Source organism: Mesorhizobium sp. M0954 (assembly GCF_040319155.1).
Taxonomy (GTDB): Bacteria; Pseudomonadota; Alphaproteobacteria; order Rhizobiales; family Rhizobiaceae; genus Mesorhizobium.
Map to the genome: position 1 here is coordinate 1 of NZ_JAMYNR010000007.1, position 23,225 is coordinate 23,225.

The 23,225-nt window shown below is 62.6% G+C and carries 19 protein-coding genes; 10 read left to right on the plus strand and 9 right to left on the minus strand.

Annotated features, from left to right (window positions below):
• On the minus strand, window positions 1-695 hold a 695-nt coding region (locus tag NKH93_RS11215; RefSeq protein ID WP_352970359.1), incomplete at its 3' end, for a DDE-type integrase/transposase/recombinase.
• Window positions 696-926: 231 nt separating this feature from the next.
• Entirely contained in the window at window positions 927-2,348 is a 1,422-nt protein-coding gene (locus tag NKH93_RS11220) for an MFS transporter (RefSeq protein WP_352970361.1), read from the minus strand.
• 295 nt (window positions 2,349-2,643) lie between these two features.
• On the opposite strand from NKH93_RS11220, the gene guaB reads away from it, so the two are divergent.
• The 3 genes from guaB to NKH93_RS11235 are packed head-to-tail and all read left to right on the plus strand — an operon-like array spanning window position 2,644 to window position 5,165.
• The gene (gene guaB, locus NKH93_RS11225) at window positions 2,644-4,146 is read left to right on the plus strand and encodes an IMP dehydrogenase (RefSeq protein ID WP_352458563.1); all 1,503 of its coding nucleotides are present in this window, start codon (window positions 2,644-2,646) and stop codon (window positions 4,144-4,146) included.
• Window positions 4,147-4,177: 31 nt separating this feature from the next.
• Window positions 4,178-4,717, plus strand: a complete 540-nt coding sequence (locus NKH93_RS11230) for a hypothetical protein (protein WP_352542392.1) — start codon at window positions 4,178-4,180, stop codon at window positions 4,715-4,717.
• Window positions 4,718-4,745: 28 nt separating this feature from the next.
• On the plus strand, window positions 4,746-5,165 hold the full coding sequence (locus tag NKH93_RS11235; RefSeq protein ID WP_352542385.1) for an MAPEG family protein: 420 nt from the start codon (window positions 4,746-4,748) through the stop codon (window positions 5,163-5,165).
• A gap of 12 nt (window positions 5,166-5,177) precedes the next feature.
• Here NKH93_RS11235 and rnd read toward each other — a convergent pair whose 3' ends face one another.
• The gene (gene rnd / locus NKH93_RS11240; RefSeq protein WP_352542386.1) at window positions 5,178-6,329 is read right to left on the minus strand and encodes a ribonuclease D; all 1,152 of its coding nucleotides are present in this window, start codon (window positions 6,327-6,329) and stop codon (window positions 5,178-5,180) included.
• A gap of 73 nt (window positions 6,330-6,402) precedes the next feature.
• Window positions 6,403-7,650: an MFS transporter gene (locus NKH93_RS11245; protein WP_023674455.1), complete on the minus strand. Its 1,248-nt coding sequence runs from the start codon at window positions 7,648-7,650 to the stop codon at window positions 6,403-6,405.
• 390 nt (window positions 7,651-8,040) lie between these two features.
• Here NKH93_RS11245 and NKH93_RS11250 point away from each other — a divergent pair, with 390 nt between their 5' ends.
• From NKH93_RS11250 to aspS, 4 genes are all read left to right on the plus strand, one after another.
• Window positions 8,041-9,309: an ABC transporter substrate-binding protein gene (locus tag NKH93_RS11250; RefSeq protein WP_352970364.1), complete on the plus strand. Its 1,269-nt coding sequence runs from the start codon at window positions 8,041-8,043 to the stop codon at window positions 9,307-9,309.
• A 68-nt stretch (window positions 9,310-9,377) separates the two neighbouring features.
• Window positions 9,378-10,250 (plus strand): carbohydrate ABC transporter permease, encoded by an 873-nt coding sequence (locus NKH93_RS11255; protein ID WP_352472057.1) that lies wholly within the window; start codon window positions 9,378-9,380, stop codon window positions 10,248-10,250.
• A gap of 36 nt (window positions 10,251-10,286) precedes the next feature.
• Window positions 10,287-11,111 carry a carbohydrate ABC transporter permease gene (locus NKH93_RS11260; RefSeq protein WP_352970366.1) on the plus strand — a complete coding sequence of 275 codons (825 nt, stop codon included), beginning with the start codon at window positions 10,287-10,289 and terminating at the stop codon, window positions 11,109-11,111.
• Window positions 11,112-11,324: 213 nt separating this feature from the next.
• Window positions 11,325-13,115: an aspartate--tRNA ligase gene (gene aspS, locus NKH93_RS11265; RefSeq protein WP_352970558.1), complete on the plus strand. Its 1,791-nt coding sequence runs from the start codon at window positions 11,325-11,327 to the stop codon at window positions 13,113-13,115.
• Window positions 13,116-13,195: 80 nt separating this feature from the next.
• Here the strand turns inward: aspS and NKH93_RS11270 are convergent, their stop codons facing one another.
• Window positions 13,196-14,410 (minus strand): aq_1923 C-terminal domain, encoded by a 1,215-nt coding sequence (locus NKH93_RS11270; RefSeq protein ID WP_352970368.1) that lies wholly within the window; start codon window positions 14,408-14,410, stop codon window positions 13,196-13,198.
• Window positions 14,411-14,782: 372 nt separating this feature from the next.
• On the opposite strand from NKH93_RS11270, the gene parC reads away from it, so the two are divergent.
• Together parC and NKH93_RS11280 are read left to right on the plus strand one after the other, a co-directional pair.
• A complete protein-coding gene (gene parC / locus NKH93_RS11275; RefSeq protein WP_352682070.1) occupies window positions 14,783-17,035 on the plus strand; it encodes a DNA topoisomerase IV subunit A in 2,253 nt (750 codons plus the stop codon).
• Between the two features lie 250 nt (window positions 17,036-17,285).
• Window positions 17,286-18,506, plus strand: coding sequence for an AI-2E family transporter (locus NKH93_RS11280; RefSeq protein WP_352542394.1), 1,221 nt, complete (start codon window positions 17,286-17,288; stop codon window positions 18,504-18,506).
• Here the strand turns inward: NKH93_RS11280 and NKH93_RS11285 are convergent.
• The 3 genes from NKH93_RS11285 to NKH93_RS11295 form a co-directional block, all read right to left on the minus strand.
• Window positions 18,494-19,390, minus strand: a complete 897-nt coding sequence (locus tag NKH93_RS11285) for a DMT family transporter (protein ID WP_352472036.1) — start codon at window positions 19,388-19,390, stop codon at window positions 18,494-18,496. The genes NKH93_RS11280 and NKH93_RS11285 overlap by 13 nt on opposite strands.
• Before the next feature lie 122 nt (window positions 19,391-19,512).
• The gene (locus NKH93_RS11290) at window positions 19,513-20,277 is read right to left on the minus strand and encodes an arginyltransferase (protein WP_352472035.1); all 765 of its coding nucleotides are present in this window, start codon (window positions 20,275-20,277) and stop codon (window positions 19,513-19,515) included.
• Window positions 20,278-20,415: 138 nt separating this feature from the next.
• Window positions 20,416-20,886: an RDD family protein gene (locus NKH93_RS11295; RefSeq protein ID WP_352472034.1), complete on the minus strand. Its 471-nt coding sequence runs from the start codon at window positions 20,884-20,886 to the stop codon at window positions 20,416-20,418.
• Window positions 20,887-21,096: 210 nt separating this feature from the next.
• On the opposite strand from NKH93_RS11295, the gene sthA reads away from it, so the two are divergent.
• The gene (sthA, locus tag NKH93_RS11300; protein WP_352472033.1) at window positions 21,097-22,485 is read left to right on the plus strand and encodes a Si-specific NAD(P)(+) transhydrogenase; all 1,389 of its coding nucleotides are present in this window, start codon (window positions 21,097-21,099) and stop codon (window positions 22,483-22,485) included.
• 9 nt (window positions 22,486-22,494) lie between these two features.
• On the opposite strand, the gene NKH93_RS11305 is transcribed toward sthA, so the two are convergent.
• Window positions 22,495-23,169: an alpha/beta hydrolase gene (locus NKH93_RS11305; RefSeq protein ID WP_352970370.1), complete on the minus strand. Its 675-nt coding sequence runs from the start codon at window positions 23,167-23,169 to the stop codon at window positions 22,495-22,497.
• Window positions 23,170-23,225: the final 56 nt, after the last annotated feature.

Sequence of the window (23,225 nt, forward strand, 5' to 3'; positions counted from 1 at the left end):
CCGATGGCGATGCCGATTTCGATCAGCCAGACGCCGAGCAGGGTAAAGTCGTTGCGGCCGCCATCGCCCCAAGGCGGGCCGTTGTCGGTGGCGATACGAAAGGGCAGGCCATAGCGGCGGAAGGCCGTGATCAGGCGCGTTTTCACGGTTTCGGTGGTCTGGTCGGAGCAGGCCGACAGCACGATCGAGAACCGCGAATGGTCGTCGAGCACGGTCAGCGGATGCAGGCGCCCGGCGCGCAACGGCACATGACCCTTGAAGTCCATCTGCCACAGATCGTTGGGCGCTTCGTGCTCGAAGCGGATGAAGGGCTTTGCCCCGCCGCCCAGCGCCCCGAGCTCGACGCCGTTGCGACGCAAGATGCCGGTCACCGTCGAGGGCGACGGACAGCCAATCCCCTGGCGCGCCAGGACCCGGGCGATCTTGCGCCCGCCCCAGGCCGGATGTGCCGCCCGCACCGAAAGCGCCGCTGCTTCGACCTCCCAGGCGCTGCGCCTGGGACTCGAGAGCGGTTGGCGCGAACGCTCCAAAAGCCCGGCCTCGCCCTCCGTCCGATAGCGCGCGATCAACTTGTGAGCCACGGTCCGACCGATCCCAAAGCGCCGGCACAACGCGCTCACATTCGCTCCCGGCGCGCTCGCCAACCTGACAAATTCCAGCTTCTGTTTCATCGCGCTCGTGTCCTCGAATGGCATCCCGAACCTCCCGGCGCAAAGCGCGCCAAACTGTTCGCGATGTCCTCGCACACCTGTTCGCGATGTCTCCGGTCCAAACAGGGGGGAGATCGGATGTCATCGCGACCTTCGCAAACCTTCGACTGTGAAGAGTGAGTGCAGTGCCGAAGCTGCCAATCTCCCTCCTTGAGGGGGAGATGGCCGGCAGGCCAGAGGGGGTGCCGTCGCGCCGGCGGTGGAGGGCGCCACTCCTCAACTCCCCGGCGGGCTCACCGGCTCCAGCGTCTTCGGCGGCGTCAACCGGCCATGGCCAGACACGGCATTGCCGGCGTCCGGCGCCAGCCGCATGAACGACAGCGAGGCTGCCGCCGACACCGCCGCTACGATGAAGAAGGCGGTGTGGAAGTCGCTCAGCGTCAGCGGGCCGCCATGGATCTTGGTCGACACTTCCAGGATGCCGCCGGCCAGCGCCACGCCGAGTGCGATCGCCAACTGCTGGAACACCGCGGTGATCGGCGTCGCCTTGCTGGTGTCGGCGGCCGAAATCTCGGCATAGGCAAGCGCATTGATGCCGGTGAAGAACATCGAGCGGATGAAGCCCCCGGCGAGCAGCATGGCGAGGATCAGCCCGTAGGGCGTGTCGGGTGTGAACAGGCCGTTGATGGCGATGGACGCGGCAGCGATGAGCGAGCCTGAAATCAGCACCCGCCGGAAGCCGGCGACCCTGAAGATCAGCGCGGTGACGAATTTCATGCCTATGGCGCCGATCGCCGAGACGAAGGTGATCATGCCGGACTGGAACGGCGTCAGCCCGAAACCGATCTGGAACATCAGCGGCAACAGGAAAGGTACGGCACCAATGCCGATGCGGAACAGTCCGCCGCCGAGCACCGACGAGCGGAACACCCGATTGCGAAACAGCTCGAGCGCCAGCAGCGGATTCTTGGCGCGGCGCGCGTGCAGCAGGTAAAGCACCGCCGATGCCAGCCCGACGACAACGGTGATAAAGCCGGCGACTGGCGGCAGAGCCGGCAGGCTGACCACCGACAGGCCGAACACGATGCCCGATGCCGCCAGCCCGCTCAGCACGAAACCGATGAGATCGAGCGGCGGCGTCTGCGCGGCGTCGGTCTTCGGCAGGAAACGCGTGGCCAGCCAGATGCCGATCAGCCCGATCGGCACATTGATCAGAAAAATCCAGTGCCAGGAAAAATAGGTCGTGATGAAGCCGCCGACCGGCGGGCCGACCAGGGGGCCGACCAGAGCCGGGACAGTCAGCCACGACATGGCGGCGACGAGCTCGCTTTTCGGCGTCGCGCGTACCAGCACCAGCCGTCCGACCGGCGTCATCATGGCGCCGCCAATGCCTTGCAGGAAACGTGACACTACGAAAGCCGGCAGCGAATTGGAAATGGCGCACGCGACTGAACCGACGATGAACACGGCGATCGCGGCACGGAAGACATTCTTGGCGCCGAAGCGGTCGGCCATCCAGCCGCTGATCGGAATGAAAATCGCCAGCGATACAAGATAGGCGGTCAGCGCCAGCTTGAGCGCGATCGGGCTGGTGTGGATGTCGATGGCGATCGCCGGCAACGATGTCGCAATGACGGTCGAATCCATGTTTTCCATGAATAGAGCGACCGCCAGGATAAGCGGAATGGTGCGGTTCACGATGGATCCGGCCTTGAAATGTGCGTCGCGATTGCTTGCCGGCCCTGGGGGCCAAACCGACAGGTAGGGCGGTTATCATGGCTTGGCCCGGATGTCGCATTAATTTGCTGTCACGTTTGTGCGACCGCAAGTCTCGCAGCCCCTGGGGCAAAATGCAGCTTCGCCACTACACAACCATCGGCTTTTCAACGGCCACGGGACGTGTTACGAGCCAGCGCCAATCCTGAAAGGGAAGAAGACGAGTCGGCGCTGTCCATCCAGGGCGAGCGCCTTTCCTGCATTCCGAGGGCTGGCCATGGCAAAAATCATCGAGACGTCCACCGGCGCATTGGCGCTGACCTTTGACGACGTGCTGCTGCAGCCGGGCCATTCCGAGGTCATGCCCGGCGAGACCGACATCCGCACCCGCATCGCCGGCGACATCGACCTCAACGTGCCGATCCTGTCGGCCGCCATGGACACGGTTACCGAGGCGCGGCTCGCCATCGCCATGGCCCAGGCCGGCGGCATCGGTGTCATCCACCGCAATTTCTCGCCGGCCGAACAGGCCGAGCAGGTGCGGCAGGTGAAGAAATTCGAGTCCGGCATGGTGGTCAACCCTGTCACCATCGGTCCCGAGGCGACGCTTGCCGATGCGCTGGGTCTGATGCGCACCTACAGCATTTCGGGCATTCCGGTGGTCGAGAACGGCGGCACCGGCGGCCACACGGTCGGCCGGCTCGTCGGCATCCTGACCAACCGCGACGTCCGCTTCGCCTCCGATCCGGCGCAAAAGGTCTATGAGCTGATGACCCGCGAGAACCTGATCACGGTCAAGGAGAACGTCGATCAGGACGAGGCCAAGCGGCTGCTCCATCAGCACCGCATCGAGAAGCTTGTTGTGGTCGATCGGGACGGCAATTGCGTCGGGCTGATCACGGTCAAGGACATCGAGAAGTCGCAGCTCAACCCGCACGCCACCAAAGATGCGCAGGGGCGCTTGCGCGCCGCCGCCGCCACCAGCGTCGGCGATGACGGTTTCGAACGCGCCGAGCGCCTCATCGACGCCGGCGTCGACCTTCTCGTGATCGACACCGCGCACGGTCATTCGCAGCGCGTTCTGGATGCGGTGACGCGGGCCAAGAAACTGTCCAACTCGGTTCGCATCCTGGCCGGTAACGTCGCCACCGCGGAAGGCACCTTGGCGCTGATCGATGCCGGCGCCGACGCGGTCAAGGTCGGCATCGGACCAGGCTCCATCTGCACCACCCGCATCGTCGCCGGCGTCGGCGTGCCGCAGCTCTCGGCGATCATGTCGGCGGTCGAGACGGCGCAGAAATCCGGCGTTTCGGTCATTGCCGATGGCGGCATCAAATATTCGGGCGATCTCGCCAAGGCACTGGCCGCCGGCGCAAGTGCTGCGATGATCGGCTCGCTGCTGGCCGGCACGGACGAGAGCCCGGGCGAGGTCTATCTGCACCAGGGCCGCTCCTTCAAAGCCTATCGCGGCATGGGCTCGGTCGGCGCGATGGCGCGCGGCTCCGCCGATCGTTATTTCCAGGCCGAGGTGCGCGACACGCTGAAACTGGTCCCGGAAGGCATCGAAGGGCAGGTGCCGTACAAAGGACCTGTGTCTGGCGTGCTGCACCAGCTTGCAGGCGGCCTGAAAGCCGCTATGGGTTATGTCGGTGGCCGCGACCTTGCCGATTTCCGCGAGCGCGCCACTTTTGTGCGGATATCCAATGCCGGACTTCGTGAAAGCCACGCCCATGACGTCACGATTACCCGCGAAAGCCCGAATTATCCTGGCGGAGCCTGACCGTCATGCGTCTTGGCGCAATCTGGCGGCAATGATCCTGCGGCTGTCGCGCCACGCGGCCGCACTCTGTGTCGCCACCGTGGCGGTTTTCATCATCATGACGGCAATGGAGTTCCTCTATTTTCGCCAATTGAGCGGCGGTCTGCCGTCGCTCGACATGCGCTATGCCGGTTTCACCCCGGATGAGGGCATGGCCTGGCTGACGGCACTCGGCCGGCGCGGCAGCGAAATTATTCTCGTCTGGCATTACCTGACCTTCGACCTGCTGTTTCCGGCGCTGCTGTCGCTGACGATGGTCAGCCTGATCCTGGCCACGGGCCGGCGGCTGAAGAATTTCCGTGCACTGCCTGCGCAAACCCAGTCGATATTCGCGGTTGTGCTGGTGCTGCCCTACCTGCTTACCGACTATGCCCAGAATATCGCTGTGGCTCGTCTTTTGTCCGATTTTCTGTCGGCCAATCCGGATTCGCTGTCCTTCGCCTCGGCGCTGATCGTCACCAAATTCGCCCTACTGGCGATACCAGTGACCGTCACTGCGGCTTTCACTCTGATGGCTCAGAAACGGTCTTGAAGGCTGGGTGACAGAGACAGGGGGCATCTTGAACCAGACCGCGATCTTCTGGCCGATGCTGGCGCAGGTGCTGCTGGTCTATATCGTCTACGTCGTTATGGGCCGGCGCCGCCATGGTGCGGTCAGATCGGGCGAAGCCAAGGCCGGCCAGTTCAAGACGCGCTCGACGGAGCCAGGTTCCAGCGTCACCGTCGCCGACAATCTGAGCAACCAGTTCGAACTGCCGGTGCTTTTCTACGTCTTATGCTTGACGCTGCACGTGACCAATGGCGTCAATTATCTGACCTTGGCACTGATGTGGATCTTTGTCGTCTCCCGCTATCTTCACGCATCGGTCCACTTGACCAGCAATCAGCTGATCCTGCGCAGCAGGGCATTCTACCTGGGCGCGGTGGTTCTTGCACTTGGATGGATATGGCTAGCGGTGCATCTGCTCGGCTTGGTCTGAGCAAGCTCAATGCTACAAATCGAACACAGCGATCTTGCGCTTGTCGAACCTGATGGCGAGTTCACCGCGCACCAGCTTGAGCGCGGCCTCGCCGAAGACGGCACGCCGCCAGCCTTGCAATGCCGGCACGTCGGCTTCGTCGCCCTCGGCAGCGATGCGGTCGATGTCGTCACTGGAGGCGAGTACCTTCGATGCGACGCCTTCCTTTTCGGCAACGATCCGCAGCAGCACCTTCAGCAACTCCGCCGCGGCGCTTGACCCCTCCGGCGGCTGGAAGCTCTTCGGCAGCTTCGGCATCTCTTCCCTGGGCAGGGCAAGGGCAGCGTTTACCGCGCCAAGCAGTGCCGTCGCCGTCGACGAGCGCTCCCAGCCCTTCGGCGTGGTACGCAGCTTGCTCAGTGCCGCAGCGTCGCGCGGCGCCTGCTGCGCCACTTCGTAGATAGCATCGTCCTTGAGCACCCGGCCGCGCGGCACGTCGCGCTCGCGCGCTTCGCGTTCGCGCCAGGCGGCCACCGCCTGCACGATCGCCAGTTCCTGCGGCTTGCGCAGCCGCATCTTGAGCCGCTTCCAGGCATCCTCGGGATGCGGATCGTAGGTCTCGCGCGAGGTCAGCACGTCCATCTCCTCGTTCAGCCAGTGGGCGCGGTTTTCCCGCACCAGCTCGGCACTGAGATGCTTGTAGACCTCGATCAGGTGGGTGACGTCGGCGAGCGCGTAGTCGAGCTGCTTTTCGGACAGCGGACGGTGGCGCCAGTCGGTGAAGCGCGAGGACTTGTCGAGCCGCGCTCCGGTGATGCGCTGCACCAGCTGGTCGTAGGAGACGCTGTCGCCGAAGCCGCAGACCATTGCCGCAACCTGGGTGTCGAACACCGGATGCGGCACCAGATCGCCGAGATGCACGATGATTTCGATGTCCTGGCGCGCCGCATGAAAGACTTTGACGATCGCCTCGTTGGACATCAGCCTGAAGAACGGTTTCAGGTCGATGTCGGGCGACAGCGGATCGATCAGCGCGGTCACCCCGGGCGCTGCCATCTGGATCAGGCACAGGATCGGCCAGAAGGTCGTTTCGCGAATGAATTCGGTATCGACGGTGACGAATTCCGCCTTTTCGAAAGCGGCAATAGCGGTCTCGAGTTCTTTCTGGGTGGTGATGACGTGCATCAAATCGCTTTTGGCAAGGGATAGGGTCTCTTTCAATTTCAGCCGCGCGCGCTTTCGTCAAGCGCAAGCACCTCTATCCAGGCTTTGCGGGTTCATCGGGATCGGCATTCCGCTTCGCCAGCCGGGCAAAAACCGTCGAAGTGCGCAACAGCGCCGTAAAACGGCTGCGATGGGTGGCCGGCACGGCGGAGCGCGCCTGCATCCGGTAAAGGATGACGGCCACGAAGATCGCATAGACGGTGGCGCTGAACACGAACAGCGCGCTCGGCCCGAAAAATTGCATCACCGTCGAGGCTGCGAACGGCCCGCCGATGGCGCCGAAGGAATAAAACAGCATCAAGGCAGCGTTGATCAGCACGAACTCGCCCTTGTCGGCGCGGTCGTTGGAATGCGCCGCTGACAACGAATAGAGCGGCATGGCGAAGCAGCCGAAGATGAAGACGAGCAGGAAGTTGAGAAACGGGCTGCCGCCTGCCACGAATGCCAGCGCCAGTGCCGCCACCATCGCACAGCACGTCGTCATCAGCAGCACCGAGCGCCGGTCCCAGCGGTCGGAGAGATAGCCAAGCGGGTATTGGATGATGGCGCCGCCGAAAATGCCGACGCTGACGAAGGTGACGACGTCGGCGACCGACATGCCGATCTGCTCGGCATAGACCGGCGACAGGGTGCGGAAGGCGCTGTTTGTGACGCCGACGGCGATACAGCCGAAGCAGCCGAGCGGCGAGATCCGCCAGACGCGCGCCAAATCGAGCTTGACGTCTTCCGGCGGCGTCGGATTGGAGCGGTCGCCGAGCGAAACCGGCACCAGCGAAACGGTGATCATCATCGACATGATGGCGAAGATGGCAAAGCCGCCGGCGCCAAAGATCGGGATCAGGAACTGGGCGCCCGTCACCGAGCCGATGTCGACCATCCGGTAGATGGCAAGCACCCGCGCCCGGTCGGTGTTGGTGACGCCGGAATTCAGCCAGGCTTCCATGATGGTGAACAGGCCGGCAAAGCAGAACCCGCCGGCAAAGCGCACGGCGCACCACATCACCGGATCGATGACCAGCACCAGAAGCAGCGTTCCCGCCGAGGCGATCGCCGCGAGTGCCGAAAAGGCGCGCACATGGCCGACGGACTTCATGATGCGGGTCACGGCAAGGCAGCCGAGCAGGAAGCCGGCGAAATAGAACGTGCCCATCAGGCCGATCGAGGAAGCGGGAAAACCTTCCTGCGCACCACGCAGCGCAATCAACGTGCTCTGCAGGCCATTGCCGCCGAGCAGGATGCCGGCGGCGATCAGGAGGGGGATCAGCGGGCGGATGGAGGACATGAAGGAAAGCCTGTCGTTGATCCTTCTTGAACCATCGCCTTCGCCAATGCCAGCGGCAATTCCCGGTGGCGTTGGGGCCAGCCGGGGGCCTTAATGCATGTCGCGCAAAAGTGTGCAGCGGTTTTGCGATAACGACATGCATAAAAACAAGAACCTAAAGCGCGTCGCCGAGGCCGATCGAACGCGACACGTTTTAGGTGCATTAACGAGGGGGAACTTGCGCTACCGCGTGGCGCCAGACCCTCCGTGTTGGGAACCAAGGCGTATCTTTGTAGTTCAGTGCTGGTGGGCGAATGCGCGTCTTGTGAGCTGCCGGTGTGCGGAGATGGTGTCAGGCATCGACGTCGTTTCTGCTGCCCGGCCTGAAGCTCCAAAGGGAGGTCCGCCATCATGAAATTTCATTCCGCATTTGCGGCATTTGCCGTGGCCGCAGTTCTGGCGGCCGGGCCGGCGCGGGCTGTCGACCTCGTCATGGTGTCCGGAGATACCGGCAACGGCCAGAGAATCCTTCGCGAGATCCTCGATCAATACGAGAAGACGACCGGCAACAAGGTTAGCGTCGTTCCGCTGCCCCCCTCGGCGACGGACCAGTTTGGCCAATACCGGCTCTGGCTTGCCGCCGGAAGCAGCGACGTCGACGTCTATCAAACGGACATCATCTGGGCCCCCCAGCTTGCAAGGCAGTTCATCGACCTGACCGAAGCGACCAAGGATGTCGTTGGCGCCCATTTCCCATCGATCATCAAATCGCAGACCGTGGACGGCAAGCTCGTCGCCTTGCCGATATTCACCGACGCTCCGGCGCTCTACTACCGCAAGGATCTCCTCGACAAATACGGCGCCAGGGTCCCGGCCAGCTGGGCTGAACTTGCCGATACCGCCAAGCTTGTCATGGATAAGGAGCGCGCGGCCGGCAACAAGGACATGTGGGGTTTCGTTTTCCAGGGCAACGCCTATGAGGGGCTGACCTGCGATGCACTCGAATGGGTGAAGTCGAACGGCGGCGGCCAGATTATCGAGCCGGACGGCACCATCTCCATCAACAATCCGCAAGCAGCTGCGGCGCTGGAAATGGCGAGGAGCTGGGTGGGAACCATCTCACCGCCCGGCGTTCTGGCCTACCAGGAAGAAGAGTCGCGCGGAGTTTGGCAGACCGGCAACGCCGTCTTCATGCGCAACTGGCCCTACGCCTACGCGCTTGGCAACAGCGAAAGCTCCCCCATCAAAGGCAAGTTCGAGGTGACGACGCTGCCGCCGGGGTCTGGTGAGGGCGCGCACCCGGCAGCAACGCTTGGCGGCTGGAATCTCGCGGTTTCCAAATATTCGAAGAACCCGGATGCAGCGATCGAGCTGGTCAAATGGATCGCCTCGCCTCAGATGCAGAAGTACCGCGCCTTGAAGGGGGCATATCTGCCGACCATCCAGGCACTCTATGACGATGCCGACATCGCCAGCGCCCAGCCGGTGATTCCGCGCTGGAAGGAAGTCGTCCACAACGCGGTGCCGCGTCCCTCGGCCCAAGCCAAGAGCCGGTACAATGAGGCATCGAGCGAGTTCTGGACCGCCGTCCACAACACCATTTCCGGCGAGGGCACAGCCGCCGACAACCTTGCCGATCTGGAGTTCTCCTTGACCAGGCTCAAGGGCACCGCCTGGTGACCTCGCCGCGCTCAGGCTCGCTGCTGGCGCGTCAGCGTGTGCGCTCGGCATGGCTGCTGCTTGCTCCGATGCTCATCGTGCTCGCCGCCGTTGCCGGTTGGCCGTTGATGCGCACGATCTATTTCGGCTTCACCGACGCCTCGCTCGCCGACCTCGAAGCCCGCCGCTGGGTTGGCTTCGCCAACTATTTCTCCGTCGTGCAAATGCCGAGCGGCCGCGTCGTCTATGACGGGCTGCTCGCCGATCCGGTCTGGTGGCGCGCCGTCTGGAACACGGTGCGCTTCGCGGTGATTTCGGTGACCTGCGAGACGGTGCTCGGCATGATCGTCGCGCTGGTGCTCAACGCCAGGTTTCGCGGCCGCGGTATCGTGCGCGCCGCGATCCTCATCCCTTGGGCGATCCCGACGATCGTCTCGGCGAAAATGTGGCAGTGGATGCTCAACGACCAGTTCGGCATCATCAACGACGTCCTGCTCAAGCTCGGCCTGATCAGCACCAAGATCGCCTGGACGGCCAGCGCCGACACGGCGATGGTCGCCGTCCTTGTTGTCGACATCTGGAAGGCAACCCCCTTCATGGCGCTTCTCATTCTCGCCGGCCTCCAGATGCTTCCACAAGAAATCTACGAGGTCGCCAAGCTCGACGGCGTCGGCGCGTGGAGAATTTTCTGGAAGATCACTTTGCCGCTCATCCGACCGGCGTTGATGGTGGCCATGATCTTTCGCGGTCTCGATGCCCTGCGCATCTTCGATCTGATCTACGTGCTTACGCCAAACAACATACACACCAAGTCGATGTCGGTGTTTGCCCGCGAGAGCCTGTTTGAGTTCGACAAGTTCGCTTCCGGTTCCGCCGCCTCGACGCTTCTCTTCCTTATCCTCGCTCTGCTGACCATGCTCGTTCTTTGGCTCGGCCGGATAAGACTGGACAAGGACTATTGACCATGGGGGACTATTGATCATGGGGGACTACTGACCATGTGGATCGTCAAGCGCACGGCTTTCTACCTCCTCGTCGCCGTTATCGTCGTCGTCGCGGTGTTCCCGTTCTACTACGCCATCATCACCAGCCTGAAATCGGGGACGGCGCTCTTCCAGATCGACTATTGGCCGAAGACGATTACCTTCAGCAATTACAGGACCGTGTTCACCGAGGGGACCTTCCTGCGCAACCTCGTGAACTCGCTGTTCATCTCGAGCGCCGTTGTCGTCATTTCGCTGTTCCTGGGTGTCACCGCTGCCTATGCGCTGGCGCGCATCCGCTTCCGCGGCCGCTCGGCTCTGCTCCTCATTATCCTGTCCGTTTCGATGTTCCCGCAATTGGCGGTGCTTGCCGGTCTTTTCGAGCTGATCCGCACCTTCGGCCTCTACAATTCGCCGTTCGCGCTGATCTTGTCCTACATGATCTTCACCTTGCCGTTCACCGTCTGGGTGCTCACCGCCTTCGTTCGCGACCTGCCGATCGAACTGGAGGAAGCGGCGATCCTCGATGGCGCCACGCCCTGGATCATCATCAGCCGCGTCTTCCTGCCGCTCATGTGGCCGGCGCTGGCGACCACCGGGCTCCTCGCCTTCATCGGTGCTTGGAACGAGTTCCTGTTCGCCCTGACGTTTACCTCCAGCAACGAGCAGCGAACCGTGCCGGTGGCGATCGCGCTGCTCTCCGGCAGCTCGCAGTTCGAGATCCCGTGGGGCAACATCATGGCCGCATCGGTGATCGTCACCGTGCCGCTCGTCGTCCTCGTTCTCATCTTCCAGCGCAAGATCATTTCCGGTCTCACGGCGGGCGGGGTGAAGGGGTGAGTGCATAGTTGAACTGCGGGCACAGAGCAGCGAACTCAGATTGACGCCTCGAGCATAAATTGATGCCGGTGGGAAGGGGCGGGAAGAACGCGAACTCGACCCGGCTGCCGCTTGCCTTGACAAATGCACCCTCTCATGTGCTTTTCGCGCAAATTTTCAGGCTGGGCCATCATGCCTTGGCCGCAACCCAACATCCGGACTTTAAGAATGACAATGCATCGTTACCGCAGCCATACCTGTGCCCAGTTGAGGAAGGCCGACGTCGGCTCGACCGTTCGCCTGTCGGGCTGGGTGCATCGCGTGCGCGACCATGGCGGCTTGCTGTTCATCGATTTGCGCGACCATTACGGCCTGACCCAGATCGTCGCCGATCCGGATTCGCCTGCCTTCAAGATCGCCGAGACCCTGCGCGGCGAATGGGTTGTGCGCGTCGACGGCGAGGTCAAGGCGCGCCTCGCCGACACCGTGAACCCCAATTTGCCGACCGGCGAGATCGAGATTTTCGCGCGCGAGATCGAGGTACTGTCGGCCGCCAGGGAATTGCCGCTGCCGGTCTTCGGCGAGCCGGATTATCCAGAGGACATCCGCCTCAAATACCGCTTCCTCGACCTGCGCCGCGACACGCTGCACAAGAATATCGTTGCGCGGACGAAAATCATCGCCTCGATGCGCAAGCTGATGGGCGAGGTCGGCTTCACGGAATTCTCGACGCCGATCCTGACCGCCTCGTCGCCGGAAGGGGCGCGCGACTTTCTGGTGCCGTCGCGCATCCACCCCGGCACTTTCTATGCGCTGCCGCAGGCACCGCAGATATATAAGCAGCTGATCATGGTGTCCGGCTTCGACCGCTACTTCCAGATTGCGCCCTGCTTCCGCGACGAGGACCCGCGCGCCGACCGTCTGCCGGGTGAATTCTACCAGCTCGACGTTGAGATGAGCTTCGTCGAGCAGGAGGATGTGTTCACCACCATGGAGCCGGTGATGCGGGGGGTGTTCGAGACCTTTGCCGCCGGCAAGCCGGTGACGGAGAAGTTTCCGCGCATTGCCTATGATGTCGCCATGCGCAAATACGGCACCGACAAGCCGGACCTGCGCAACCCGATCGAGATGCAGGCCGTCTCGGATCATTTTCGCGGCTCTGGCTTCAAGGTATTTGCCAACATCCTTGCCAACGATCCGAAGGCCGAGGTCTGGGCCATTCCGGCCAAGACCGGCGGGTCGCGCGCCTTCTGCGACCGCATGAACTCATGGGCGCAAGGCGAGGGCCAGCCCGGCCTCGGCTACATCTTCTGGCGCAAGGAGGGCGAGAAGCTCGAAGGCGCCGGGCCGCTGGCCAAGAACATCGGCGAGGAGCGCACCGAGGCGATCCGACAACAACTCGGCCTCGCCGATGGCGATGCCGCCTTCTTCGTCGCCGGTGATCCGAAGAAGTTCGTCTCCTTCGCGGGAGCGGCGCGCACCCGCGCCGGCGAGGAGCTCAATCTTGTCGACCGCGACCGCTTCGAATTGTGCTGGATCGTCGACTTCCCGTTCTTCGAATGGAACGAGGAGGAGAAGAAGATCGACTTCGCGCACAATCCTTTCTCGATGCCACAAGGCGGCATCGATGCGCTTAACGGCGAGGATCTGCTCGGCATCAAGGCGTTCCAGTACGACATGGTCTGTAACGGTTTCGAGATCGCCTCCGGCGGCATCCGCAACCATCTGCCCGAAACCATGGTCAAGGCGTTCGAAACCGTCGGGCTGGACCGCGCGACGGTCGAAGAGCGCTTCGGCGGTCTTTATCGCGCCTTCCAGTATGGCGCGCCGCCGCATGGCGGTATGGCGGCCGGCATCGACCGCGTCGTCATGCTTCTGGTCGGCGCCAGAAACCTGCGCGAAGTGACTATGTTCCCGATGAACCAGCAGGCCTACGACCTGTTGATGAGCGCGCCGTCGGAAGCCAGCCCGCAGCAGCTTCGCGAATTGTCGCTGCGGGTGGTGGCGACGAGGAAAGAGGTTTAGAAAACGCTCCGAACCGGTGCTGTTGATTCATAAAAAAGCCCGGCATCGCTGCCGGGCTTTTTGCTTGAAGCCTGTCTCGGTCAGTCTTCGTTTGCCGTAACCGTCACGCCGAGCGTTTTCGGCAGGTCGAGCGGGTTGGACATGGCGCCCGCCATGATCAGCGCGAACGGCACCGCTGCCGGCGGCTCGGCCGAGACCTCGATGCTTTGCGGATCGTCGAGGAACTTGTTGACCGCGGCCGAAACCTGCGCGGTCAGTTCCGGATTGTTGAGCTGCGCCATGCCGAAGGGCACGATCGCCTTGGCCTGGTTGGCGATGTCCTTGCCGGACATGCCTTGCTGCTTGCCGGCATAATCGAGCACCTTTTTGGTCAACGAATCGTCGTCGAAGCGCATCGAGGCGCTGTTGAACGAAAGCTGCTGCAGCAGCCCGAGCATGGCCATGCCTTGCGCCGAATTGTCCGCGCCTTCGGGCTGCGCTGCCATCTTCTTCTGCATCTCCTGCAGTGATTTGATGACGTCCAGCGTGTAGCCGCCGAGATCGAAGGTCATGCCGAGCGTGCCGGCATTGTCGACCGATATTTCGTATTTCGACAAGTCCATCCTGCCGTCGGTAGGCTGCCAGGTGCCTTCCATCTCAAGATTGCCTGTTATGTTCTGGTAGCCGAGTGCGTTGATGACTTCCTTGGACTTCGGATCTTCGACCAGGGTCAGGTCGGCAGCGAATTTTTCCGTAGTGCCGGAAAACGCCATGGCCTTGCCGTCGGCCGGCGGCGTGATTGCGATGGCAAGCCCGTCCATCGAGAAAGCAGTTTTGTCAGCCACTTTGACTGTCATGTTGTCGAGCTCGGCCGATTTGTACATCATCAGCGAGCCCAGCGGACCGGTTGCGCCTTCGGCCGGAACCGTCATGTCGTGGATGACGAAGGGGCTGAGATTGAGCGTGACGCCATCTTCGCTGTGTTCGAACGGCGACGTCGATACGGTCGCGATTTGATAGCCGCCATTGGCTTCGGTCACACCTTCGAGCTTGACGTCGCCGATCTTGAGCGCCTCCTTTTCGGCCGCCGGTTTGACCGCTACGCCTTGCAGAACCATGCTGGAGGTGTCGCCGGTTACTCCGGTCCAGGAGAGGTCGACACCCTGCGCGGCGAGGGCCGCCTTCAGCCGGTCGGCGACCGCGGTATCCTGCGCGAACGCCGCATTCAGCGGCAGCGTCAGCAAAAAGGTCGAAAAAGCCAGTCTCTTAACAAGTGTCGAGTGTCTTTTAATAAGTGTCGAGTGTCTGATCGTCATCGAGAGCTCCCCTGAGAGTGTCCTGAAATTCTTTTCAAATCGTCGCGTCGTCACCATTCGGTGACGAACTGGACCGGAAAAAGGCGGGCCTCGGCACAATGGTCGAAAATCGCGGCCAAAGGCAAACCCGATCCATCAGCCTTGCGATAGAAGCAGGATGTAACGGATTGATGTTGGCCGGCGTCGCGACGCTTCCAATTCCTGTTGCATAATGGGTGTCGCGCAAAAATGTGCAACGGTTTTGCGATAACGACATGCATCAAAACAAGGACCTAAAGCGTCGCATGGGGCCGGTCGAACGCGATGCGCTTTAGGAGCACGCATACCGGTGTGCCTCTTGCCGCGAATCACCCGCTCGGCTAGTGCCAGCCCATGGGAAAAAGGCTTTTGCCGCCCGAGAGTGGCGGCGGCGACAATATTGAGCCGGTCGATCTGAAGAAGGCGCTGGAAGAGCGCTATCTCGCCTACGCGCTGTCGACCATCATGCACCGGGCGCTGCCGGACGTGCGCGACGGATTGAAGCCGGTGCATCGTCGCATCATGCATGCCATGCGCCTGTTGCGGCTCAACCCCGACCAGGGTTTTGCCAAATGCGCCCGCATCGTCGGCGAGGTGATGGGCAAATTCCATCCGCATGGCGACCAGTCGATCTACGACGCGTTGGTGCGGTTGGCGCAGGATTTTTCGATGCGCTACCCGCTGGTCGACGGGCAGGGCAATTTCGGCAATATCGACGGCGATAACGCCGCCGCCATGCGCTACACCGAAGCGCGCATGACCGAAGTGTCGACGCTGCTGCTGGAAGGCATCACCGAGGACGCCGTCGATTTCCGCCCGACCTACAACGAGGAAGACGAGGAGCCGGCCGTGCTGCCCGGCGCCTTCCCGAACCTGCTCGCCAACGGCTCGTCCGGCATCGCCGTCGGCATGGCGACCTCGATCCCGCCGCACAATGCGGCCGAGCTCTGCGACGCCGCGCTTCACCTGATCGATCATCCGGATGCGCCCGTCACCAAGCTGATGGATTTCGTGCAAGGTCCGGATTTCCCGACCGGCGGCATCATCGTCGACAGCCGAGCCTCGATCCTCGAAGCCTACGAAACGGGTCGCGGCGGCTTTCGCGTCAGGGCGAAGTGGAGCCAGGAGGACCAGGGCAGGGGCACCTGGAACATAGTCGTCACCGAAATCCCTTACGGCGTCCAGAAGGCCAGACTGATCGAAAAGATCGCCGAGCTCTTGATGGCGCGCAAGCTTCCGTTGCTCGAGGATATCCGCGACGAGAGCGCCGAAGACATCCGCGTCGTGCTGGTGCCGAAGAGCCGCTCGGTCGATCCCGGCATCATGATGGAATCGCTGTTCAAGCTGACCGAGCTCGAAAGCCGCTTTCCGCTCAACATGAACGTGTTGTCGCGCGGCAAGGTGCCGAACGTGCTGTCGCTGAAAGGTGTGCTCAAGGAATGGCTGGAGCACCGCCGCGACGTCCTGATCCGCCGCTCCAAGCACCGCCTCGGCGAGATCGAAAGGCGGCTGGAGATCCTCGCCGGCTATTTGATCGCCTACCTCAACATCGACGAGGTGATCAGGATCATCCGCGAGGAGGACGAGCCCAAGCAGGTGATGATGGTGCGCTGGTCGCTGACCGACACCCAGGCTGAAGCCATCCTCAACATGCGGCTGAGAGCGCTGCGCAAGCTCGAGGAATTCGAAATCCGCGAGGAATTCAATGGCCTGACCGGGGAGAAGAAGCAGATCGAGGCACTGCTTGCGTCCGACGCCAAGCAGTGGGCGACGATCAAGTGGGAAGTCGCCAATGTTCGCCAGAAATACGGGCCCGACACCGAGATCGGCAAGCGCCGCACCGAGTTCGCCGACGCACCCGAGCATGACCTGACCGATATCGCCCACGCCATGATCGAGCGCGAGCCGGTCACCGTGGTCGTTTCGGAAAAGGGCTGGCTGAGGGCCATGAAAGGTCATCTGACCGACCATTCGGCCCTGACCTTCAAGGAAGGCGACAGCCTCAAGCTCGCCTTCCACGCCCAGACGACCGACAAGGTGCTGGTCTTCACCACCGGCGGCAAGTTCTACACGATCGGCGCCGACCGGCTGCCGGGTGGGCGTGGCCACGGCGAGCCGATCCGCATCATCGTCGACATGGACAACGACCAGGATATCGTCACCGCTTTCGTCCATGATCCCAAGCGCAAGCTGCTGCTGGTGTCGCATGACGGCAACGGTTTCATCGTGCCGGAAGAAGAAGTCGTCGCCAACACCCGCAAGGGCAAGCAGGTGATGAACGTCAAGGCGCCCGACGAAGCCCAGCGCTGTGTGAGCGTCGCCGGCGACCATCTCGCCATTGTCGGCGAGAACCGCAAGATGCTGGTGTTCCCGCTGGCCGAGATCCCCGAGATGGGACGCGGCAAGGGCGTGCGCCTGCAGAAATACAAGGATGGCGGTGTCCTCGACCTCAAGACCTTCACGCTGGCAAGCGGCCTGTCCTGGCAGGATTCGGCAGACCGCACCTTCACCAAATCGCGTGACGAGCTTGCCGAATGGATCGGCGCCCGCGCCTCGGCCGGCCGCATGGTGCCGAAGGGTTTCCCGAGGACTGGCAAGTTCGGGTGAAGCGGTAATCTCCCCCCTCGAGGGGGGAGATGGCCGGCAGGCCAGAGGGGGTCCCCGCGCATGAAGCGCCAGCCTGCTTTGTTCGTGGTAAGGTCGCGTCAGGACGTCCCGACCCCCTCTGTCGCCTTCGGCGACATCTCCCCCTCAAAGGGGGAGATTAGCAGCGCCACCCGAACATTTGGAATGTCGTCACGATTGCTGCACTATATCAGTGCATAAGCGATGCGATGGGCTAGGGAGAATTGGGCGCTTGAAGGAAATCAGGATCCAGAAGCCGGAGCGGCAACAGCGTCTGTTTGGCCTGTCGACGCCGCTCAGGGCCGCTGTCATTCCACCGCTGTCGGCGGCGCGCTGGCTCCTGGTGCTGATCGTCGCCGCCGGCGTATATTTTTTCCACGGCTTCCTGTTCCCGGTCCTTGCCGCCCTGGTTATCGCTTTCGCCAGTTGGCCGCTCTATCGGCGGCTGCTCGCAGGCGTCGGCGGCAACCGCACGATTGCCGCTACGCTTGCGATCCTGTTCATCCTGACCTTCCTGGTGGTGCCGATCGCGCTTGCCGGCACCTACGCCATCAACGAGGTGCGCGAATGGGTCGGCTGGGCTATCGAGACCAACCGCTACGGCGCGCCGACGCCGCACTGGATCGCCACGCTGCCTGTAGTAGGCGAATGGCTCAATGAACAGTGGACGGTCAACGTTGGCCATCCAGGCGGTATCGGCGAACTGATCCAGCTGATCAGCGGCGCCAATATCGGCAGCATCTATCGCGGCGCGCTTGCCGCCGGCGGCAGCGCCTTCGGACTTTTGCTGACGCTGCTGTTCATGATGATCGCATTGTTCTTTGCCTATCGCGACGGCGAGCATTTCGCCGGGCAGGTCGATCGCCTCGGCGAACGCATCCTGCCGGCCCGATGGGAACGGATCTCACGCGTGGTGCCGGCGACGATCTCGTCGACGGTTACCGGTATGACCGTTATCGCCATCGGCGAAGGACTGGTGCTGGGCATCGCTTACTGGTTGGCCGGCGTACCGTCGCCGGTGACGCTCGGCGCGCTGACCGGCATCATGGCGCTTATCCCCGGCGGCGCGCCGCTGTCGTTCACGCTGGTCTCGATCTATCTCGCCGCCAGCGGCTCGCCGATGGCGGGGCTGGCGCTGTTCGTCTGGGGCGCGGTCGAACTCTTCATCGTCGACAAGACATTGCGCCCGAAGCTGGTCGGCGGGCCGATAAAGCTGCCCTTCCTGCCAACCTTTTTCGGCCTGATCGGCGGCGTCAAGACAATGGGTTTTCTCGGCCTGTTCATCGGCCCGGTGCTGATGGCCCTGCTGGTCGCAATCTGGCGCGAATGGCTGCGCGAGGTGGAACTGACCGATGAACTCGCTGCCGCCGAACCGGCGGAGCAGGAAGATGCACCGCCGCAGATTGAAATTGTTGCCGAACGCGCCGCCGCGAAAAAGAATCAGGCCGGGTGACTGACGGCGAACGTGGCGCGGCGCTTGCGCCCGTCGTGCAACTGCCAGAGCGAATGGCCGATCAAGGTCATGATGAGGATCGCGCCGCCGATCAGGCTGTTGCGCGTCGGTGTTTCGGCGAAGATCATCCACACCCAGACCGGCGCCAGCACGGTTTCAAGCAGGTAGAACATCGCCACCTCCGGCCCGGAGATGTATTTCGGGCCGTTGGCGAGGCAGAAGAAAGAGATCGGCATGATGACGGCACCGTTGAAGACGATCCACCATGGCGCGTTGACGTGAAAACCCACCTTGGAAACCATCAGGGTGGCGACGGCCAGCGGCAGGACCACTCCGATCAGCGCCGTGAAACCCATATCCTTGCCGCTGGCGCGCGAGATGGTGATGGCCGCGGCGATCATGAAAGCCGAGCATAGCGCCATCAGGTCGCCGAAGAGATGTCCGGTTCCAACGGAATCGCCGACAATGATCGTCACGCCGACGATCATAAGTGCCAGCGCTGCAAGCGTCAGGGGCCGTGGCCTCTCCTTCAGGAACAGCCATGACAAAAGGGCCGCGAACATGGTTGTGAACGCCAGGATGAAAACGAGGTTGGCTGTCGAGGTATTGTAGACACCGGTGATGAAGGCGATCGAGCCGAGCCCGTAGAGGCCGGCAACGATGAGCCCTGACCAGCCCGGTACAAGCTGCGGTGCCTTTGCGCTCAGCGATCGCCAGGCGGCCCAGATGATAAGCGTGGCGACGAAGGTCGTGCCGGTGCGCAACAGCAGGATCGTCCACGCCTCGCCGTCGGCGAGCCGGATCAGCGGAATGTCGACGGTCAGCGTCAGCCCGCCGATGGCGGTGATCAGAAGGCCTCTCTGGTGGTCGTTGTGGGAAGACATGCGGCAATTCTCGCGTAGGCTTGGAGGCGCAAAATTGACCCGCCCGGTTTCCCAGCCGATCGGCCGGAAGCCCAGCGGCATCCTCCTCGAAACAATTTAAGAGTGAATACCGAAAGCGAAGATCAGCGCGAAACCGCTTCGTGATTGTAGCGTTCCCAGCCTTTCGGGCCGAGATGCTCCTGCGGCTGGAAGCGCATCTTATAATTCATCTTGCGCGAGCCGTTGACCCAGTAACCCAGGTAGACATGGGGCAGACCCATCGCCCTGGCGCGGGCGATGTGATCGAGGATCATGAAGGTGCCGAGCGAACGGTCCTCGAAGTCCGGGTTGAAGTAGGAATAGACCATCGACAGGCCATCGGCCATCTTGTCGGTAAGCGCCACGGCGATCAGTTCGCCCTGGCCCTTGCCGGTAATGAAGCTGTCAGGTCCGCGGCGACGGTATTCGATGACCTTGGTGTCGACATGGGTATCCTCGACCATCATGGCGTAGTCGAGCACGGTCATGTCAGACATGCCGCCACGGCGGTGGCGGACGTCGAGATAGCTGCGGAACAGCGAATACTGTTCGGTGGAGGGTTCGGCGTCGTGCATGGCGCCGACCAGATCCGAATTATGCTGTATGACCCGTTTCATGTTGCGGCTGGCGGTGAATTCCTGCGCCAGGATGCGCACGGACACACAGGCGCGGCAGGTCTCGCAGGCCGGCCTGTAGGCGATGTTCTGCGAGCGCCTGAAACCGCCCTGCGTCAACAGATCGTTCATCTCGGGGGCCTTGTCGCCGACCAAGTGTGTGAACACCTTGCGCTCGAACTGGCCCTCGAGATAGGGACATGGCGAGGGCGCGGTCAGAAAGAACTGCGGCGACTGGGTCGGGTGCTGCGTCATCGAGCCTTGGAAATACTCCTGCGAATCGCTCTACCTTTGGCGCGGACGCCGAAAAATTCAACAGGATTGTGAAAGCCTGGTTGATTGGACGTCTTCACATTTGTGCGCAAAGGCTGCGGCCGCGCTTCAAAAGTCTGCTCAGCGGCCACTGCGGCTGACAACGGTGCCGAGCAGCAGGTCGTGCAGCGTGCGCTTGCGGTCGGAAAACAGGCTCACCAGCAGGACCAGCGGCGAAAGGATGACATTACCGGCCCAAAACAGCACCGAATGCACGACGGCGGTCAGCCCGTCGATGCGGCTGCCGTCGAGTCGGTCGAGCCGGATGCCCATCATCTTCATGCCGGTGGTGGCCTGGTCTTTACTGCCGAGCGTGTTCCAGATGTAGAGGATGGCGACGGTCGGCACGAGAATGGAAAACAGCATCCAGCCGAGGCCGAGCGTCAACAGCCCGAACAGGAACACCAGGATCGCGAATGGAATGGTGAGCAGCGCGACGATGAAATAGTCGATGACGAAAGCGAGAATGCGCCGCGTGCGCACGCCCTCATAAGAGCGGACATCTTCGAGCCTGCTGGTGATGATTTCGCCGTCGAGAACGCGAGCGTTCATGCCATTTCCTCGTAATCGAACCCGGGTTAATGCACGGGCCGCGTATTGATGAAATGGTGAAGGTTCGCGGCGGAATCAAGATCGAGCCTTTCGCCGCCGTGTAGATGGCGACAGAGCGCCTGGGGCCGTCTGACTTGTTGAATTCACGGCGCGGATAGCGTTAGTTTGCTGCGGCGCACAAAGCGCGCCGAGCCGAGGGGACGGGGCGACATGGACTACGACATGCTGGTCATCGGCAGCGGCCCATCCGGGCGCCGCGCCGCGGTGCAGTCGGCCAAGCTCGGCAAGTCGGTGCTGGTGGTCGACAGGGGCCGGCGTCTCGGCGGCGTTTCGGTGCATACCGGCACTATACCGTCGAAGACGTTGCGCGAGACGGTGCTCAACCTCTCCGGCTGGCGCGAGCGCGGCTTTTATGGACGCGGCTACCGCGTCAAGCAGGACATTTCGGTCGGCGATCTGGTCGAGCGCCTGCACAAGACGCTCGACCATGAGGTCGAGGTGCTGCAGCACCAGTTCATGCGCAACACGGTCAAGAGTGCGCGCGCCGCGGTAAAATTCCTGGGCCCCAACAAGGTCAGCCTGACCACCGACACCGGCGACTACAGCGAGGTTGGCTTCGCCCATGCGCTGATCGCGGTCGGCACCCGGCCGCACCGGCCGCGCGACGTGCCGTTCGACAAGACACGGATCTTCGACAGCGACGAGATGCTGGAGCTCGATCGGCTACCGCGCACGCTGACGGTGATCGGCGCCGGCGTCATCGGCGTCGAATATGCGACAATCTTTTCGGCACTCGACGTTCCGGTGACACTGGTCGAGCCGCGCAACACGATGTTGGATTTCGTCGACCGCGAGATCGTCGACGACTTCATCCATCAGATGCGCGACCGCGGCATGACCATCCGATTGGGCAGTGCCGTCAAGGAGATCGCCTCGAAACCCGACTATGCTGAGGTGACGCTGGCCGACGGCCGCACCATACGTTCCGAGATCGTGCTTTATGCCGCGGGACGCACCGGCAATGTCGGCAATTTAGGGCTCGACGCCGTCGGCATCGAGGCTGATTCGCGAGGCCGCATCAAGGTCGATCCGCAGACCTTCCAGACCAGCGCGCCCAACATCTATGCCGCCGGCGATGTCATCGGCTTTCCGAGCCTGGCATCGACCTCGATGGAGCAGGGCAGGGTGGCCGCCTGCCATGCCTTCGGCGTGCCCTTGCCGCCCCCGCCCGAAACCTTTCCCTACGGCATCTACGCCGTGCCGGAAATCTCCACCGTCGGGCAATCCGAGGAGCAGGTGCGCGAGAGTGGTGCCGCCTACGAGGTCGGCGTGGCGCGGTTCCGCGAGACATCGCGCGGCCACATAATGGGCGTCAACACCGGTTTCCTGAAGCTTCTGTTCTCGATCGAAACACGCCGTCTGCTCGGCGCCCATATTGTCGGCGAGGGCGCGACCGAACTCATCCACATCGGCCAGGCGGTCATCAATCTCGGCGGCACCGTCGACTTCTTCGTCAACAACACCTTCAACTATCCGACGCTGGCCGAAGCCTACAAGATCGCCGGGCTGGACGCCTGGAACCGCATGGGGCGAGGGTAGCTTCGGGGCTCATCGATCCGACGCTGCAACGGCGACCGCAGGATCCGCCAGCCATTGCCTGACGATGTCGGCGTCCGGATCGCCAATTTCATGGCCGGAGGCGACGGTGTGGGCCTCGACCTTGGCGCCATGCGAGTTCAGTAGAGCGGCCAGCACCGGCGCGAATGGCACGTAGGTCAGGTCGGCGGCGCCGGCGATGATCAGCGCCCGCGCCTTCGACAGGTCGGCCGGCGGCACCTCGTCGAGCACCGGCATCGGACGCAGCAATGCAGCGCGCTCGATGAAGCCCGGATGCAGCAGCATGACGCTTGAGACCAAATTGGCGCCGTTCGAATAGCCGAGAAAGGTCGCGTGGCGGAGATCGAGGCTGTGGCGCTTCGCGACGCCGGCGACGAAGGCCGCGAATGCCTCCGCCTCCGCGCGGATGCTTGCCTGCTCGAATCGCGTCGGGGTGATTCGCGTGAACCAACGGAACCCGTCCTCCTGAGGGATGCGGCCACGGACCGCAACCAGCGCCGCATGCGGCGCGATTTGCCGACCAAGCGGCAGCAAGGTCGTCTCGTCGACACCCGATCCATGCAACAGGAACAGCCAGTCACCCAGTAAGTTGGCGGGTCGATGGAGCCGGTAGAAAAAGCCTGAATTCTCCTGCAGAATACCGTCTTCGAGGCTCTCCTCGGCCATGGTCACATCCTCTTGATTTCGCGTTACTTTCGTTAATTTGCCGGCTTCAAAACAAA

Excerpts from the sequence above, each read along its gene's own strand:
- NKH93_RS11290 (WP_352472035.1), bottom strand. The coding sequence starts at position 20,277 with ATGACGCAGCACCCGACCCAGTCGCCGCAGTTCTTTCTGACCGCGCCC.
- NKH93_RS11305 (WP_352970370.1), bottom strand. The coding sequence starts at position 23,169 with ATGGCCGAGGAGAGCCTCGAAGACGGTATTCTGCAGGAGAATTCAGGC.
- sthA (WP_352472033.1), top strand. The coding sequence starts at position 21,097 with ATGGACTACGACATGCTGGTCATCGGCAGCGGCCCATCCGGGCGCCGC.
- NKH93_RS11230 (WP_352542392.1), top strand. The coding sequence starts at position 4,178 with ATGATCCTGCGGCTGTCGCGCCACGCGGCCGCACTCTGTGTCGCCACC.
- NKH93_RS11255 (WP_352472057.1), top strand. The coding sequence starts at position 9,378 with ATGCTCATCGTGCTCGCCGCCGTTGCCGGTTGGCCGTTGATGCGCACG.
- NKH93_RS11270 (WP_352970368.1), bottom strand. The coding sequence starts at position 14,410 with ATGACGATCAGACACTCGACACTTATTAAAAGACACTCGACACTTGTT.
- NKH93_RS11245 (WP_023674455.1), bottom strand. The coding sequence starts at position 7,650 with ATGTCCTCCATCCGCCCGCTGATCCCCCTCCTGATCGCCGCCGGCATC.
- NKH93_RS11295 (WP_352472034.1), bottom strand. The coding sequence starts at position 20,886 with ATGAACGCTCGCGTTCTCGACGGCGAAATCATCACCAGCAGGCTCGAA.
- aspS (WP_352970558.1), top strand. The coding sequence starts at position 11,325 with ATGCATCGTTACCGCAGCCATACCTGTGCCCAGTTGAGGAAGGCCGAC.
- NKH93_RS11285 (WP_352472036.1), bottom strand. The coding sequence starts at position 19,390 with ATGTCTTCCCACAACGACCACCAGAGAGGCCTTCTGATCACCGCCATC.
- NKH93_RS11260 (WP_352970366.1), top strand. The coding sequence starts at position 10,287 with ATGTGGATCGTCAAGCGCACGGCTTTCTACCTCCTCGTCGCCGTTATC.
- rnd (WP_352542386.1), bottom strand. The coding sequence starts at position 6,329 with ATGCACGTCATCACCACCCAGAAAGAACTCGAGACCGCTATTGCCGCT.
- guaB (WP_352458563.1), top strand. The coding sequence starts at position 2,644 with ATGGCAAAAATCATCGAGACGTCCACCGGCGCATTGGCGCTGACCTTT.
- parC (WP_352682070.1), top strand. The coding sequence starts at position 14,783 with ATGGGAAAAAGGCTTTTGCCGCCCGAGAGTGGCGGCGGCGACAATATT.
- NKH93_RS11250 (WP_352970364.1), top strand. The coding sequence starts at position 8,041 with ATGAAATTTCATTCCGCATTTGCGGCATTTGCCGTGGCCGCAGTTCTG.